At 60.6% G+C, this 15,654-nt stretch carries 15 protein-coding genes and 1 tRNA gene; 11 read left to right on the forward strand and 5 right to left on the reverse strand.

Annotated elements, in window-relative coordinates; genetic code table 11:
* Window positions 1–10 precede the first annotated feature (10 nt).
* The 4 genes from HPQ64_RS04835 to HPQ64_RS04850 all read left to right on the forward strand — a co-directional run bounded on the left by HPQ64_RS04835 (window position 11) and on the right by HPQ64_RS04850 (window position 2,708).
* Entirely contained in the window at window positions 11–520 is a 510-nt protein-coding gene (locus tag HPQ64_RS04835) for a prolyl-tRNA synthetase associated domain-containing protein (RefSeq protein WP_172887212.1), read from the forward strand.
* Between the two features lie 219 nt (window positions 521–739).
* Window positions 740–1,708: a thioredoxin gene (gene trxA, locus HPQ64_RS04840; RefSeq protein ID WP_172887213.1), complete on the forward strand. Its 969-nt coding sequence runs from the start codon at window positions 740–742 to the stop codon at window positions 1,706–1,708.
* A gap of 80 nt (window positions 1,709–1,788) precedes the next feature.
* Window positions 1,789–2,466, forward strand: a complete 678-nt coding sequence (locus HPQ64_RS04845; RefSeq protein ID WP_172887214.1) for an LON peptidase substrate-binding domain-containing protein — start codon at window positions 1,789–1,791, stop codon at window positions 2,464–2,466.
* 26 nt (window positions 2,467–2,492) lie between these two features.
* Window positions 2,493–2,708: a Trm112 family protein gene (locus tag HPQ64_RS04850; RefSeq protein WP_172887215.1), complete on the forward strand. Its 216-nt coding sequence runs from the start codon at window positions 2,493–2,495 to the stop codon at window positions 2,706–2,708.
* A 16-nt stretch (window positions 2,709–2,724) separates the two neighbouring features.
* Here HPQ64_RS04850 and folD read toward each other — a convergent pair whose 3' ends face one another.
* The 3 genes from folD to HPQ64_RS04865 all read right to left on the reverse strand — a co-directional run bounded on the left by folD (window position 2,725) and on the right by HPQ64_RS04865 (window position 4,324).
* Entirely contained in the window at window positions 2,725–3,621 is an 897-nt protein-coding gene (folD, locus tag HPQ64_RS04855) for a bifunctional methylenetetrahydrofolate dehydrogenase/methenyltetrahydrofolate cyclohydrolase FolD (RefSeq protein WP_172887216.1), read from the reverse strand.
* Between the two features lie 76 nt (window positions 3,622–3,697).
* Window positions 3,698–4,027, reverse strand: a complete 330-nt coding sequence (locus tag HPQ64_RS04860) for a DUF167 family protein (RefSeq protein ID WP_343035920.1) — start codon at window positions 4,025–4,027, stop codon at window positions 3,698–3,700.
* Window positions 4,028–4,033: 6 nt separating this feature from the next.
* A complete protein-coding gene (locus HPQ64_RS04865; RefSeq protein ID WP_172887217.1) occupies window positions 4,034–4,324 on the reverse strand; it encodes a YggT family protein in 291 nt (96 codons plus the stop codon).
* Between the two features lie 178 nt (window positions 4,325–4,502).
* Between HPQ64_RS04865 and HPQ64_RS04870 the strand changes: the two genes are divergently transcribed.
* Both HPQ64_RS04870 and HPQ64_RS04875 read left to right on the forward strand, forming a co-directional pair.
* A tRNA-Ala gene (locus tag HPQ64_RS04870) sits at window positions 4,503–4,578 on the forward strand.
* 327 nt (window positions 4,579–4,905) lie between these two features.
* Window positions 4,906–5,553, forward strand: a complete 648-nt coding sequence (locus HPQ64_RS04875; RefSeq protein ID WP_172887218.1) for a hypothetical protein — start codon at window positions 4,906–4,908, stop codon at window positions 5,551–5,553.
* Between the two features lie 53 nt (window positions 5,554–5,606).
* On the opposite strand, the gene HPQ64_RS04880 is transcribed toward HPQ64_RS04875, so the two are convergent.
* The gene (locus HPQ64_RS04880; protein WP_172887219.1) at window positions 5,607–6,101 is read right to left on the reverse strand and encodes a MarR family winged helix-turn-helix transcriptional regulator; all 495 of its coding nucleotides are present in this window, start codon (window positions 6,099–6,101) and stop codon (window positions 5,607–5,609) included.
* A gap of 118 nt (window positions 6,102–6,219) precedes the next feature.
* Here HPQ64_RS04880 and HPQ64_RS04885 point away from each other — a divergent pair, with 118 nt between their 5' ends.
* The 3 genes from HPQ64_RS04885 to HPQ64_RS04895 are packed head-to-tail and all read left to right on the forward strand — an operon-like array spanning window position 6,220 to window position 10,959.
* Window positions 6,220–7,992 (forward strand): N-acetylglutaminylglutamine amidotransferase, encoded by a 1,773-nt coding sequence (locus HPQ64_RS04885; protein ID WP_172887220.1) that lies wholly within the window; start codon window positions 6,220–6,222, stop codon window positions 7,990–7,992.
* A gap of 14 nt (window positions 7,993–8,006) precedes the next feature.
* Window positions 8,007–9,767: an N-acetylglutaminylglutamine synthetase gene (gene ngg / locus HPQ64_RS04890; RefSeq protein WP_172887221.1), complete on the forward strand. Its 1,761-nt coding sequence runs from the start codon at window positions 8,007–8,009 to the stop codon at window positions 9,765–9,767.
* A 13-nt stretch (window positions 9,768–9,780) separates the two neighbouring features.
* A complete protein-coding gene (locus HPQ64_RS04895) occupies window positions 9,781–10,959 on the forward strand; it encodes an osmoprotectant NAGGN system M42 family peptidase (RefSeq protein WP_172887222.1) in 1,179 nt (392 codons plus the stop codon).
* Window positions 10,960–10,964: 5 nt separating this feature from the next.
* On the opposite strand, the gene HPQ64_RS04900 is transcribed toward HPQ64_RS04895, so the two are convergent.
* Complete coding sequence (locus HPQ64_RS04900) at window positions 10,965–11,873, reverse strand: LysR substrate-binding domain-containing protein (RefSeq protein ID WP_172887223.1); 909 nt, start codon at window positions 11,871–11,873, stop codon at window positions 10,965–10,967.
* A 98-nt stretch (window positions 11,874–11,971) separates the two neighbouring features.
* On the opposite strand from HPQ64_RS04900, the gene HPQ64_RS04905 reads away from it, so the two are divergent.
* Window positions 11,972–13,525, forward strand: a complete 1,554-nt coding sequence (locus tag HPQ64_RS04905) for a trimethylamine methyltransferase family protein (protein ID WP_172887224.1) — start codon at window positions 11,972–11,974, stop codon at window positions 13,523–13,525.
* 30 nt (window positions 13,526–13,555) lie between these two features.
* Complete coding sequence (locus tag HPQ64_RS04910) at window positions 13,556–15,595, forward strand: NADH:flavin oxidoreductase (protein ID WP_172887225.1); 2,040 nt, start codon at window positions 13,556–13,558, stop codon at window positions 15,593–15,595.
* Window positions 15,596–15,654: the final 59 nt, after the last annotated feature.

Raw genomic sequence — 15,654 nt, forward strand, 5'->3', positions numbered from 1 at the left:
GGTTTGCCACATGCCGTCCACCCGGGAATATCTTCTTGCGTTTCTGGCCGACTTGGGAATCGAAACGAGTACCGTCGATCACGAACCGGTGTTTACCGTGGCGGAGTCTTCGGCCTTGCACGCGGAAATCCCGGGCGGACATACGAAAAACCTGTTCCTGAAGGACAAGAAGGGGCGCCTTTTCCTCGTGGTTCTGCTGCACGACGCGGAAGTCGACCTGAAGACGATCCACCAGAAGATCGGTGCGCAGGGCCGGGTGTCATTCGGCAAGGCGGATTTGTTGATGGAAACGCTTGGTGTGGAGCCCGGGTCCGTAACGCCGTTCGCCCTGATCAACGATCGTGATGCGCGGCGCGTCACGCCTGTTCTGGATGAAGCGATGATGCGAGAGCCTCTGCTCAACTATCACCCGCTGCGAAACGATGCGACGACGGCCATATCGAATGAAGATCTCCTGAAATTCGTTCGTGCCTGCGGTCACGACCCGCTTGTCATCGCCGTTAGTCATTCGGCGTCGTGATCGAAAAGACGCCGGTTTGTATTTCAACGGCTCTCGCCCCATGTTAGGCCTTGAACAATTCGCCGCGTGAAGCGAGATGCGCGGTTCTTTTGAAGCTTGCTTGTCCAAATCGGTTTCCTGTTTGGGCAAGGTGTATGCGAAAAGTCAACGAGTGAGACGCGCGTCGTCCGTTGCCTCATGGTCGAGACGCGCTCCGGGATCCACAGGATAGTAAAGACGATGAGCGGTCAGGGCTTTTCAGTGAGCGGCTCCCTTGGCGGGACCCTGGGTAACGGCGGTATGAACGGAGGCGGCTCCGGCTCGAACGGCGGAGGCGGTGGCGACCTGGTTCGCGATGTAACGACGCAGACGTTCATGCAGGACGTCATCGAAGCGTCGCACTCCCGCCCGGTCCTCGTCGATTTCTGGGCGCCGTGGTGCGGGCCGTGCCGGCAGTTGACGCCCACGCTGGAAAAGGCCGTGAACGACGCCAGGGGCGCTGTCGTTCTTGCCAAGATGAACATCGACGAGCATCCCGAGGTCGCGGGCCAGATGGGCATCCAGTCGATTCCCGCCGTCGTGGCATTCAAGGATGGTCGCCCGGTCGATGCTTTCATGGGCGCCCAGCCGGAAAGCCAGGTCAAGAGCTTTATCGAGAAACTGGCGGGGCCGGTCGGCCCTTCCGATGCCGAAAAGTTTCTGGAGGAAGCCGAGGCCGCCCGCGCGGCTCGGGACTGGAGCCAAGCCGCACAGCTTTATGGCGCTGTTTTGTCCATGGAAAATGAAAACCCGACGGCGCTTGCAGGGCTTGCCCAATGCTATCTTGGGCTTGGCGATTTCGCACGCGCCAAGCAAACCCTGGGGATGGTGCCGGAGGCGGCTGCGGACGACCCGAGCGTGGCTGCCGCCCGCGCGGCGATCCAACTGGCGGAACAGGCGGAGTCTCTGGGAGATCTTGCGGAATTGCAGGCGCGTGTCGAAGACGATCCGAGCGACCATCAGGCGCGATTCGACCTTGCCGTCGCCTTGAATGCACGCGGTGACAAGACCGGAGCGGTCGATCATCTTCTTGAAATCGTTCGCCGAGACCGGGAATGGAACGATGATGAGGCTCGCAAGCAGCTCGTTCAGTTCTTCGACGCCTGGGGCGCAAAGGATCCGGCGACGAACTATGGCCGGCGCAAATTGTCGTCCATTCTGTTTTCGTAATCGTATCGGGTGCTGACGGCGCTGCATTTCGTCTTTAGCGTTTTTTGCTGTGCGCCTGGCTGTACCTTGAGGAGAATTCGATGCTTGCGGGCAATGCCAGCTTTGACAAGCCGGCGGATCTACCGCAGACGATACCGCTGTTTCCGCTGATGGGGGCGTTGCTGCTTCCGCAGGGCCAGATGCCGCTCAATATCTTTGAGCCGCGCTACGTGGCGATGATCGATGCCGCACTGAAGGGGGATCGCATCATCGGCATGATCCAGCCGGATTACGAAGTGCAGGGTGCCGTAAGCGCGGAGGTTCCGCCGCTGCGCAAGGTGGGCTGTGCGGGACGGATCGTCGCCTTTCAGGAAACGGGTGACGGGCGCTATCTTGTTACGCTCACGGGCATTGCCCGTTTCGATGTGGTGGAGGAACTGGAATCGGTAACTCCTTTTCGCATAGCGTCCATATCGGCTGAGCGTTTTGCCGACGATTTCCGCCCCGGCCATGGCGAAAATCAGGTGGATCGCGACGCGCTTATCAAGACGCTGGATGATTACCTAACCGCCAACGACCTGGAAGCGGATTGGGAAAGCATCCGTGGCGCGGGCACCGAAGTGCTCGTGAACGCCCTTTCGATGATGAGCCCTTACGGACCCGCGGAAAAGCAGATGCTTCTCGAAGCCGGGGATCTGAAGGCGCGGGCGGATGCTCTCGTTGCGTTGACGGAAGTGCATCTTGCGCGCGGTGGCGAGGATGGCGGCCGTCTGCAGTAGAAAATATTATCGGGAGCGAGGTTCTTATGCGTGATACCGATGCCACGCCGGAAGGCGCGGCCCCCAGGCCGATCGACAGGAAGCTTCTTGAGCTGCTTGTCTGCCCGCTCACCAAGACGACGCTTGAGTATGATGCCGAAAAGCAGGAGCTGATCTCGCGCGCGGCGAAGCTTGCCTATCCGGTGCGCGATGGCATTCCCATTATGTTGCCGGACGAGGCCCGAAAGCTCGAGGACGAGTGAGGCGCCGAGCATCGGGTCAAAGGGCTGGTTCCTCAATTCCCCGGATCCGGCATGCAGCCCGCACCGTGTTCGCCAGCAGGCAGGCGATCGTCATTGGGCCCACGCCGCCGGGCACGGGCGTGATGGCGCCTGCCACATCGGTTGCCTCCGCATAGGCAACGTCGCCGACGAGCTTTGTCTTGCCTTCACCCTTTTCCGGTGCCGCGACGCGGTTGATGCCGACGTCGATCACCGTCGCTCCCGGTTTGATCCAGTCACCCTTGACCATCGCGGGCCGCCCGACCGCGGCGACGAGGATATCCGCCTGCCGGCAAAGCGCCGGGATGTCCCTGGTGCGCGAATGCGCCATCGTTACGGTGCAATTTTCGTTCTGCAGGAGAAGTGCCACCGGCTTGCCGACCAGGATCGAGCGGCCGAGCACCACGGCGTTCATGCCGGATAAATCGTCTCCAAGCGCGTCTTTGGTCAGGATGATGCAGCCCTGCGGAGTGCAAGGCACGAGGCCGGATTTGCCAAGCACGATGCGTCCGGCATTTTCGGGATGCAAACCGTCGACATCCTTGGCCGGGTCGATAGCGAGCACCACAGCATCGGAATCGATATGGGACGGAAGCGGCATCTGCACGAGAATGCCGTCCACGAAGGGGTCTTCGTTAAGCGAGCGAACGAGCGCAAGCAATTCGGCTTCGGGCGTATCCGCCGGGAGGCGATGCTCGATCGAGCGCATTCCGCACTCTTCTGTCTGGCGCACCTTGCTCGAGACATAGACCTGGCTCGCCGGATCTTCGCCGACCAGCACAACCGCAAGTCCGGGCTCGAACCCGTGGCCGGCCTTGATGGCTGCTACTGCCGCCTTGACGGACTCGCGGATAGTTGCGGCACGGGCTTTTCCATCGATGACTTTGGCGGTCATGCGTATCTCCTGAAACGGCATGGTGCTTGCGGCCTTGAGGCTTCGAAAGCTCGGGCCGAACGATGTGGCACCCTACTCAGCCCGATCCCGTCAAGGCTGTCAGCGATGCGGCAATTCGTTGCGCATCTCCGTCAACGCGCAGTGTTTTGATCCGCGATGTGGATCCGCTTTCCAGCGTTACCGAGGACCTCGACAAACCAAGCACCTTGGCAACCACGGTCAGAACGGCCTTGTTGGCGGCGCCCTTGTCCGGAACTGCCCTTACGCGAACCTGAATGACGGCCCGCCCGTCGTCGAGCGTCCTTATCCCGTCGATCCCATCCTTCGCGGCTTTCGGCGTGACGCGCACGAAAAGGCGGACGCCGCGGTCCGTTTCCTGCCAGGGACGCCCGGACGTGATTGTCACGGCCAGCTAGAAAACATTCGGGTAGACGTAACGGATAATGACGTTTTGCGCGAGAAAGACGCCGAGCAGCAAAACGATGGGGGAAAGGTCAAGCCCGCCGATTGAGGGAATGATATTGCGAATGGGCCGCAGCAGCGGCTCTGTCAGGGAATAGAGAGCCTGGCCGATCATCGAGACGACCTGATTTCGCGGGTTCACGACATTGAATGCGTAAAGCCAGGAGAAAATGGCGCTGGCGATAATGACCCAGGTGTAAAGATCAAGCACCAGGAGAAGGACGTCGAGGATTGCACGCATAGACCGGGGAACTCCCGCAGGAAACAAGGCGAATTGGATTGTTCATTCATGTAGCGGTCGTGGGCCGCGCCTGCAAGCAGCGAGGGAAAATTCATGCGCTCGCCGACGTCGCGCCGTGACGGAAATGTTCCCTTGACAGGTGTGGCGGCACTCCCCTAAATGCCGCCACATCCAAAGTGGGGCCGTAGCTCAGATGGGAGAGCGCTGCAATCGCACTGCAGAGGTCAGGGGTTCGATTCCCCTCGGCTCCACCAATTTTCCCGGATATCGTTGAGCGAGCGGCACCGTAATTGTCGGTGCTTCCCGGGATTGCCGGAATATTCCGAACCGTTCACGATATTCTGGATGAACCGGACCGAGAGCCGGGCTTGCCGCGGCACCTTCGACGGCGGTTCGATCTGTTTTGCGGATATGGGGCGTGGATCGATCGCGCCTTGACGAATCAGCTAAACGTGAACGTTGCCTGGCATTTGTGACTGTTAGCCGTCGACGGAAAATAGCATCCCTTGGGCGTTGTCAGTCGTCCTTGCAATTATGAAAAAGCGAATCCGCGGGCCGGAAGCTTATGAGAATACGTGCATATGGGCCGAAATAGAGCGAGCCTTTTCATCTTGTCGGTGCTGGCGTTCAACGCCGTTCTCTACAAGATTTCGACCGGTGCGGGTTGGGACCCTTCCGAAACCGGGCCGTTCGAAACGGCTCAGGCGCTGGTCTTGGTGCTCTCCGCCGGTGTTTGGATGCTCGCTTTTCGGCGGGCGGAAATAGGCATGTTCGAACGCTGGCTCGGCGTCGTTCTGACCGGCTTCGCCATATGGTTCTGCGGAAGAGAGATTGCCTGGGGCGGCATTTACGGGGTGCCTTTCGCCCTGACGCGCGGGCTTGAAATCGTTATCGTCGCGGGCATCCTTGTGTCGTTGGCTTTTCAGGCGCGCGTCTGGTTCACGCAAATTCCGAACAGGAAACGAACGCTTCTTGATTTCGCCGGCACGTGGCGTTTTTTCTTCCTCGTCGTAGGGGCCGCTTCGGTTCTGGTGGGCGATTTCCTCGACAAGAAAATCCTGACCCTTCAATACAGCCAGCATCTTGAGGAAATTTTCGAATTGTCGGGATGGGTCTGTTTTCTTTTTGCGGCCATCTGCCATGCTTGGGTTGTTATGGCCCGCAATGCCGTTCGCGCGGATAAAACCGCGCCCGCCACGGACCTCGGGGCATCCGAATTGGACCGTTGACGGTCATTGCGCAATGATCGAGTCCTGACGAGAACGCGAGTTGGCCGGCAGGATCACGTTGCTTCTGCAATGCTTTCCAGTGAAGCGGCGTGCAGCACCGGCGCCGCTTCCATATCCTTCGCGCCCATCATTTCCGCCACGTCTTCCAATGCTTCGATGATCTGTCGGCGCCTTTCCGGCGAAAGCCTGTCGAAGCGTGCGGAGAAGGCGTGATGGAGTAATGGCGGTGCCGTTCTGAGCGCTTCTTCTCCGGCATCCGTAAGGCTGGTGTAGACCACTCGTCGGTCACGCGTGTCACGCCGGCGTTCCACCAGTCTCTTCGCTTCCAGCTTGTCGAGGATCGTCACCACGGTCGCGGGCGAAAGGTTTGCGCCTTCGGCCAGGCGTTTCGAGGTGGTCGGCCCGTTGTCCTTGATCGTCTTCAGGATGACCACCTGAGGTACGGTCAGCCCCACCGCCTTCGTCACCTGCTTGGACTGAATATCCACCGCGCGCATTATGCGTCGGATGGATCTCAGCACCGCGTTCAACTGCGCCTGCTCGGTCATGCGTTTCCAGCCGGTTGTTTGTTTGATCTATTATTATTTGAACTCAAATCATTTGTGTTGTAAATACCGCTTGAGGCTGCAACCGCAGCCTTTCCTTCGATCAACCAACATTGGATTCATGTGCGGACTTTGCGGAGAAATCACCTTTGACGGCGCTTCGGCGTCCACTACAGCCCTTGAAGCGATGGCGGCGGAGCTTGCTCCCCGCGGCCCGGATGGAGATGGAATCCTGAGGCGTGGTCGTATCGGCCTCGGCCATCGACGGCTCAAGATCATTGACCTCTCGGATCATGCGCAACAGCCGATGACGGACCCTAAACTAGGGCTCGATATCGTTTTCAACGGCTGCATCTATAACTACAAGGAATTGCGCGCGGAGCTTGAAGCCAAGGGTTACGATTTCTTTTCCCACGGCGACACGGAAGTCATCCTGAAGGCGCATCACGCCTGGGGCGAGGACGCTCCGAAGAAGTTTCACGGCATGTTCGCCTATGCCGTATATGAACGCGACAGCGGCCGGCTGTTTCTTGCGCGCGACCGTTTCGGCATCAAGCCGCTTTATTATTCCGATCTGCCGGGCAGGCTGCGTTTTGCATCCACTCTTCCGGCGGTCGTCGCGGGCGGCGGTGTCGATACGTCGATCGACCTGGGCGCGCTCAACACCTACATGAGCTTCCATGCGGTGGTTCCGCCTCCTCGCACGATCCTGAACGGGGTGCGCAAGCTTCCGCCCGCCACTGTCCGCCGGTATGAGCCGGACGGTCGGTTTGCCGATACGATGTACTGGCATCTCGATTTTTCGCGCTCAGTGGAAGAAGAGGAGCGCAGCTTCGAGGCGTGGACCGACAGGGTTCACGAAGCGCTGACGCTTGCGGTTGAACGGCGCATGGTCGCCGATGTCCCCGTGGGCGTCCTTTTGTCCGGCGGTGTCGATTCAAGCCTGATAGTCGGCCTGCTTGCTAACATGGGGCAAAAGGGTCTGAAGACCTTTTCCATCGGTTTTGAGGAAGCCAAGGGCGAAAAGGGTGACGAGTTCACCTATTCCGACATGATCGCGGAGCATTTCGGCACCGACCATCGGAAGATTTTCGTTCCTTCGAGCGAGTTGATGGACGCCCTGCCGCGCACGATCGCCGCACAGTCGGAGCCGATGGTTTCTTATGACAACGTCGGGTTTTTCCTTCTGTCCCGCGAGGTGGCGAAGCATGTGAAGGTCGTTCAGTCCGGCCAGGGCGCGGATGAGGTCTTCGCCGGATATCACTGGTATCCGAAGCTTGAAGGCTCGAACCAGCCCATCGAGGACTATGCTGAAGCCTTTTTCGATCGCGACCACGAGAAGATGAGCCGTCATCTTGAAGCGCGCTGGCATGGTGCGGACGAGGCGCGCAAGGTGGTGAGCGACCATTTCGCGCTGCCGGGCGCAACCGATCCGGTTGACAAGGCTCTTCGTCTCGATACGCAGATCATGCTGGCCGACGATCCGGTAAAGCGCGTCGACAATATGACGATGGCTTGGGGGCTTGAAGCGCGTGTTCCCTTCCTCGATCACGAATTGGTGGAGCTCGCGGCAAGGATCCCGGCGCGTCACAAGCTGGCGGATGGCGGCAAGGGTGTTTTGAAAGCCGTTGCCCGGCGTGTCGTGCCCAAGGAAGTCATCGACCGTCCGAAGGGTTATTTCCCGGTTCCGGCGTTGAAATATCTCGATGGCCCCTACCTTGAAATGGCACGCGATGCGCTGACGTCACAAAAAGCGCGCGAACGCGGGTTATTCCGAGGGGACTATCTCAACGCGATGTTCGACGACCCGGCCGCTTTCATCACGCCGCTGCGCGGGTCCGAGCTGTGGCAATGCGCGTTGCTTGAACTGTGGATGCAGGCCCACGATCTCTGACCCAGGAGGCGTCAATGTCTACCCAGCAGAGCAAGAGAAGCGAGCCTCACGCGCAATCCTATCGCCTGCGCAGGATGCGCAATCAAAGCCTCAAGCCACCGATCGGTTCGGTCGGTGGTGAAGGCGATGTCCCGTCGAATTTTTCGCTGGACGTCGGCTGGGGTCGCCTCCTTTTCGGCCAGACGTTCGAAAGTGCCGAAGAGATTGCCCGGACGTTGCGGGCCGAGACGCCGGGCGAGCGCGATATCGCCTTTTACATTCGCGATCCCCATGTCGCGCTTGCTGCCGCGCCGCAGCAGCTTTTTCTCGATCCTTCGCACACCTTCCGGCTCGATCTTGCGACCTATCGCCCGGCGCATAAACCGGTCGAAGGCATTATCATCCGCAGGCTTTGCACGCAGGCCGACGCGGAAGCGGTCAACCGCATCTATATCGCGCGAGGTATGGCGCCCGTGGCGCCCGAATTCTTCTGGAAACGGCGCGACAGCCGCGTCATGACATTCTTCGTGGCCGAGGACGAAACGACCGGCGAAATCGTCGGCACAGTGACCGGTGTCGATCACGCGCGCGCCTTCGGCGATCCCGAGCGCGGAGCCTCACTCTGGTGCCTTGCGGTGGATAGTCAGCAGGCACGCTCGGGAACGGGAACCGCATTGGTGCGCCGCCTTGCGGATCTCTTCCAGGCGCGCGGCTGCGCCTATCTCGACTTGTCGGTGCTGCATGACAATTCATCGGCCATCAGTCTTTACGAGAAGCTGGGCTTCAAACGCATTCCGGTCTTTGCGCTAAAGAAGAAGAATCCGATCAACGAGAGGCTTTTCATCGGGGAATTGCCCGAGGAAAAGCTGAACCCATACGCACGCATCATTGTCGATGAGGCGAGGCGGCGGGGCGTCAATGTCGAGATCCTGGATGCTGAAGGCGGCTTCTTCCGCTTGAGCCACGGCGGCCGCCAGATCGTCTGTCGCGAAGCCTTGAGCGAATTGACCACGGCGGTTGCCATGAGCATCTGCGATGACAAGGCGATCACGCGCCGCTTCGTCGAAAAGGCGGGCCTGCGCGTGCCGGATCAGGCGGATGCCGAAGATCCGGACGCCTGGAAACAGGTGCTTGAAAAATCCGGAGCGGTCGTCGTCAAGCCGGCGCGAGGGGAGCAGGGTCGCGGCATTTCGGTTGGCGTGAAGAACGAGCTGGAGATCAAGCGCGCGATCCTGCGCGCCCGCGAGGTTTGCGACAAGGTGCTGGTGGAGGAACTTGTCGAAGGCCACGACATGCGCCTCGTGGTCATCGATTTCGAAGTGGTAGCGGTCGCCATGCGCAAGCCCGCGACCGTAACCGGCGATGGAAAGAGCACGGTAGCGCATTTGATAGAGATGCAGAGCCGTCGTCGGCGCGAGGCGACAGGCGGTGAATCGGCCATTCCGATGGATGACGAAACGCAGCGCTGCGTGGCCGCGAAAGGATATGGTTTCGACAGTATCCTGGCCGAAGGCGTGAAGCTCGAGGTGCGGCGAACGGCCAATCTTCACACCGGCGGCACGATCCACGATGTGACAGATTTCACCCATCCTGACCTTATCGAGGCCGCACAAAGGGCCGCGCGGGCGATTGACATTCCCGTGGTCGGCATTGATTTCATGGTCAAGGATCCGTCCGAACCGAACTACGCATTCATAGAGGCCAACGAGCGGCCGGGGCTTGCCAACCATGAACCGCAACCGACGGCGGAACGCTTCATGGACCTCCTCTTTCCGCTAACGGTGGCCTACTCATAAGGGGGCATGCCGAATGGCGCGACTGCAGATTGATATCGACTATCTCGCCGATCAACTGAAGAAGCTCCTGGAGATACCGTCTCCCACCGGCTTTACCGACACGGTCGTCAGAGCGACGGGCGAGGAGTTGACGCGTCTTGGCGTGCCGTTCGAGCTGACAAGGCGCGGCGCCATCCGTGCCTGGCTCGACGGCAAGGCGAGCGATCAGCGCCGGGCGGTGATTTCGCATCTCGATACGCTCGGCGCGCAGGTAAAGCAGATCAAGGAAAACGGGCGGCTCGAGCTTGTGCCGATCGGGCATTGGTCCGCGCGTTTCGCCGAAGGCGCGCGCTGTACCATCATTTCCGATCGCGGCAGCTATCGCGGCACCATCCTTCCGCTCCGCGCATCGGGGCACACCTACGGGGAGGGCGTCGACAAGCTGCCCGTCGGTTGGGAATATGTCGAGCTTCGCGTCGATGCGCTTGCCAAGTCGCACAACGATGTCCAGCGTCTTGGGATCGAGGTTGGCGATCTGGTGGCGATCGATCCGCAGCCAGAGTTTCTCGACAATGGTTTTATCGTTTCGCGTTACCTGGACAACAAGGCAGGCGTTGCGTTGATGCTCGCTGCCCTTGAAGCGCACAAGCGCGAGAAAGCCGTCCCGACAGTCGATACATACTGGCTGTTTTCCATCTCCGAGGAGGTTGGCGTCGGCGCTTCGGCGGTGCTTTCACACGATGTCGCATCGCTGGTCGTCGTCGACAATGGTACCAGCGCGCCGGGCCAGAATTCGTCGGAATTCGGCGTCACTATCGCTATGGCCGATCAGTCCGGGCCGTTCGATTATCATCTGACGCACAAGCTCATCCAGCTCTGCAAGGAAAACGAGATCCGTCACCAGCGCGACGTATTTCGCTACTATCGCTCGGACAGCGCATCGGCGATCGAGGCGGGCGCGGATGTGCGTACGGCCCTGGCGACATTTGGCGTGGACGCCTCGCACGGATACGAGCGCATTAACATGCACGCGCTAAGGTCGGTAGCCGAACTCCTGACCGCCTATACGCTGAGCCCGGTCGTTATCGAACGCGATGCCAAGGAAATCGGCCCGATGAAGGGTTTCACGGAGCAGCCTCTGGAAGAAGCATCTCAGGAGCTCGGCACCGGTGCTCGCACGAATGGCGACCCCTTCGTCGAAACCGAAGAGTAGGGCTCTTATTCCGTCTTCTGAGAAAGCAGCCAGTCGCGCACAAGCGCGGCTGGCTTGTTGAGCGTGGAGAACTTGGGCCATACGACCTGGAATGGCTGCTCGGTTTCAAGCACGCGGTCGCAAACACGCAAGAGCAACCCCGCCTCGACAAGGCGGTCGGTCAGGTGCTTCCACCCGAGCGCTATACCCTGTCCCTCCATCACCGCCTGGATCACGAGCACGTAATCGTTGATCAGAAGTCCGCTCGCCAGGCTCGGCCGCGGGTGGCCGTTATCGGTGAACCAGTCGCCCCAGTCGGTGCACGGGCGATAGGGCTCTTCCAGATGGATAAGCCGGTGGTGCAGAAGGTCCTCGGAACTGGCCGGCATGCCGTTGCGTGCCACGTAGGAAGGGCTTGCCACGGGCTCGATGCGTTCAGGTGCCAAAACCTCCGCCTCATAGCTGTGGAAGGCCCCGGTCGGGGCCGAGCGGATGCCGAGGGGAATGTTCTCGGCAACAATGTCGATGTCCCGGTCGCTCGTCTGGATGCGCAGATCGATCTCCGGCAGCTCCTCGCGAAATTTCGCAAGCCTCGGCAGCATCCAGAAACTCGCGAAAGCGGTGGAGGCCGAAAGCGTTACATGCCCTTCGCTGCCGAGCGCGCGCAGTTCCTCGGCGGATTTCCGGATATGGCCGAGGCCCAACGAAACATCGGCATAAAACCGCGCGCCTGCCTCCGTCAGTTCGACATGGCGGTGGCGGCGATGAAACAGCCGTACGCCGAGGTTTTCTTCAAGGGACCTGACCGCCAGACTGACGGCGGCCTGGCTCATCGCAAGCTCCTCTCCAGCCCTAGTGAAGCTTGAATGGCGCGCGGCCGCCTCGAAGGCGATAAGCGCGCTCGGCGAGGGCAGAAGGTGGCGCAGGCTTTTCATAAGTTCATCTTATTCCAGAGATTAGAATTTCGCCACATCACATCGATAGTCCGGGCTGATAGCCTTTCTGGCATAAGTTCGGGTGAAGGGAGATCGCCATGCCGTCCTTGAAGTTGGCCGAGGGTGGCACTCGCCCGAAGAAAAGCGCGCGCGAAAGACGAAAAGAACGTCGCGCCACGACGGTTCATGCGGCCCCCGCCTACATCACGCGCCAGATTCCACCCTATGAGATTTTGGGCGAGGAAAGTCTCCTGCGCATTGAGGCTGCGGCAGATCGCATCCTTGCCGAGGTTGGGATCGAGTTCCGTGGCGATGATGTCGCGCTCGATCTTTTCCGAAAGGCTGGCGCGAAGGCGGATGGCGTGCGCTGCATGTTCGAGCCCGGCATGCTGCGCGAGATCCTGAAAACCGCTCCGCGCGAGTTCGTGCAGCATGCCCGCAATCCGTCCCGTTCGGTCAAGATCGGCGGGCCGCATGTGGTTTTCGCGCCGTCCTATGGCTCGCCTTTTGTGATGGACCTCGACCGGGGGCGCCGTTACGGGACGATCGAGGATTTCCGGAATTTCGTGAAGCTCGCCTACGCAGCACCCTGGCTGCATCATTCGGGCGGTACGGTTTGCGAACCGACGGACGTTCCGGTCAACAAGCGTCATTTGGATATGGTCTACGCGCATCTGCGCTATTCCGACAAATCCTTCCTGGGGTCGATAACGGCCCCGGAGCGGGCGGAAGATTCCATCGAGATGGCGCGGATTGTCTTCGGGCCGGAATTTGTCGAAGAAAACTGCGTCGTCATGGGCAACGTGAACGTCAATTCGCCGCTGGTCTGGGACGGGACGATGACGGGTGCGATCCGCGCTTATGCCGCCGCAAACCAGGGCTCGGTGATTGTGCCGTTCATCCTAGGCGGCGCGATGGGGCCCGTGACGAGCGCCGGCGCGATCGCCCAGTCGCTTGCCGAAACCATGGTCGGCTGTGCGTTGACCCAGCTCGTGCGCCCCGGCGCGCCGGTGATATTCGGCAATTTCCTCTCGTCGATGGCCTTGCGCTCCGGCTCGCCCACTTTCGGCACGCCGGAACCGGCGGCAGGTTCGCTCGTCGTCGGTCAGCTCGCGCGTCGCCTCGGCTTGCCGCTTCGCTGCGCCGGCTCTTTCACGACGTCGAAGCTGCCCGATGCCCAGGCGATGCAGGAAAGCGTGACCTCTATGCTCTCCGCCGTTCATTGTGGTGCGAATTTCCTGCTCCATTCGGCGGGCTTTCTCGATGGGCTTCTTTCGATGAGCTACGAGAAGTTCGTCATGGACGTCGACTATTGCGGCGCGTTGCACACCTATCTTGCCGGCGTCCCGGTGGACGATAACAGCCTTGCGCTTGACGCGTTCGCCGAGGTCGGGCCGGGAAATCACTTCTTCGGCGCATCCCACACCATGCGAAATTACGAGACCGCTTTCTGGGACACGGACCTATCCGACAACGATCCGTTCGAAACGTGGGATGAAAATGGCGGTCTGGACATGGCGAGCCGCGCAAATGCGCGCTGGAAGAAGGTTCTTAATGCCTACGAGGCGCCGCCGATCGACCCGGGCGTTGACCAGGCGCTTCAGGAGTTCATAGCCTGCAGGAAGGCAGAAATGCCGGATGCCTGGTATTGAAAACCGGCCTGAAATACAGGGGCCCGCCGCATGACCTCCGATCCGCTTCTGCAGCCCTATCGGCTCAAGCATCTGACGCTCCGCAACCGCATCATGTCGACGGCTCACGAGCCGGCCTATTCCGAAGACGGAATGCCGAAGGAGCGATATCGCCTCTATCATGCGGAGAAGGCAAAGGGCGGCATCGCGCTGACGATGACGGCGGGATCGGCGGTTGTTTCCGAGGACAGTCCGGCCGCCTTCGGCAATCTGCACGCCTACAAGGACGAGATCGTTCCCTGGCTGAAGGAACTTTCCGACGAATGTCACGAGCATGGCGCGGCCGTGATGATACAGATCACGCATCTTGGCCGCAGGACGAGCTGGAACAAGGCGGATTGGCTTCCGGTCCTCGCTCCGTCGCCCATCCGCGAGCCTGCGCATCGCTCATTTCCCAAGGAAGCCGAGGAATGGGATATCGAGCGCATCGTGACCGACTATGCGGATGCGGCGGAGCGCATGCGGGCTGCCGGTCTCGACGGTATAGAGCTTGAAGCCTACGGCCACCTTATGGACGGTTTCTGGTCGCCGGCAACGAACGAACGCACCGATCGGTTCAACGGCCCGCTCGAAAACCGGCTCCGCTTCACGGACATGGTGCTGGCGGCTATCCGGGAGCGTGTCGGGCCGGAATTCATTGTCGGCATCCGTATGGTTGCAGACGAGGATTGGGACAAGGGCCTGAGCCGCGAGGAAGGCGTGGAGATCGCCGGGCGTCTGGCTGCGTCCGGCCAAATCGACTTCCTCAATCTCATCCGCGGCCACATCGAGACGGATGCCGCCCTTTCCCGCGTGATACCGGTGCAGGGCATGCGCTCCGCGCCTCATCTGGATTTCGCGGGCGAGGTTCGTGCGCAGACCAGGTTTCCGGTTTTTCATGCCGCGCGCATCGGCGATGTCGCCACCGCTCGCCATGCGATCGCGGAAGGCAAGCTCGACATGGTGGGCATGACTCGTGCGCATATCGCCGATCCGCATATCGCCAGGAAGGTGGCGGAAGGCCGCGAGCGGGACATCCGGCCTTGCGTCGGCGCGACCTATTGTCTCGACAGGATCTACGAGGGGCATGAGGCGCTTTGCATTCACAACGCCGCAACGGGCCGCGAAGCGACCATGCCGCATATCGTCAAGCCGACGGCGGGCAGGAAGAAGCGGATAGTCGTCGTCGGCGCTGGGCCCGCCGGGCTCGAGGCGGCGCGCGTATGTGCCGATCGGGGCCATGACGTGACGGTGCTGGAAGCCGCCGATGCTCCAGGCGGCCAGGTAAGGCTTGCTTCGCTCAGCCCGCGCCGGCGCGAGCTAATCGGCATCATCGACTGGCGCATGGAGCAATGCGAGGCTCGCGGGGTGAGCTTTCGCTTCAACACCTATGCTGAAGCTGAAGATGTGACGGCTCTCGATGCCGATGTGGTCTTCGTTGCCACCGGCGGATTACCGAATACCGGTGTCGTCGCATATGGCGGCGAACTCGTGACCTCTTCGTGGGAAATCGTTGCCGGTGAAGTGAAACCGGGCGCCGAAGTGATCGTTTACGACGACAATGGCGGCCATCCGGGCATGCAGGCGGCGGAAACCATCGCTCGTGCGGGCTCCACGCTCGAAATCGTCAGCCCGGAGCGGTTCTTCGCGCCAGAGATCGGCGGCCTCAATCACGTGCCCTATGCCGAGGTTCTCCACGAAGCGGGAGCGCGTATCACGATCAACGCGCGCCTTCAGGCCGTCTCAAGGGAAGGCAACAAGCTGAAGGCCGTCATCGGTTCTGACTACGGAGGGCGAACGGAAGAACGGCTTGTCGATCAGGTCGTCGTGGAGCATGGAACGTTGCCGCTCGACGAGCTCTATTTCGCGCTGAAACCGCATTCGAAAAACCTCGGAGCGATCGATTGGCGCGCGCTTCTGCGCGGTCATGACCCGTTGAGGGAGGTGAAGCCGGACGCGTCTTTCTTTCTCATGCGCATCGGGGATGCCGTTGCCTCTCGCAATATTCACGCCGGCATTTACGAGGCATTGCGGCTTTCCAAGGATTTGTGAGCATCCCTGCTTCACCTTCTCTGGCAAGCATCTAAAGCGGTGCAACGCTGCAACACCTT

The sequence above is a fragment of the Hongsoonwoonella zoysiae genome (assembly GCF_013266695.1).
Classification (GTDB): Bacteria; Pseudomonadota; Alphaproteobacteria; order Rhizobiales; family Stappiaceae; genus Hongsoonwoonella; species Hongsoonwoonella zoysiae.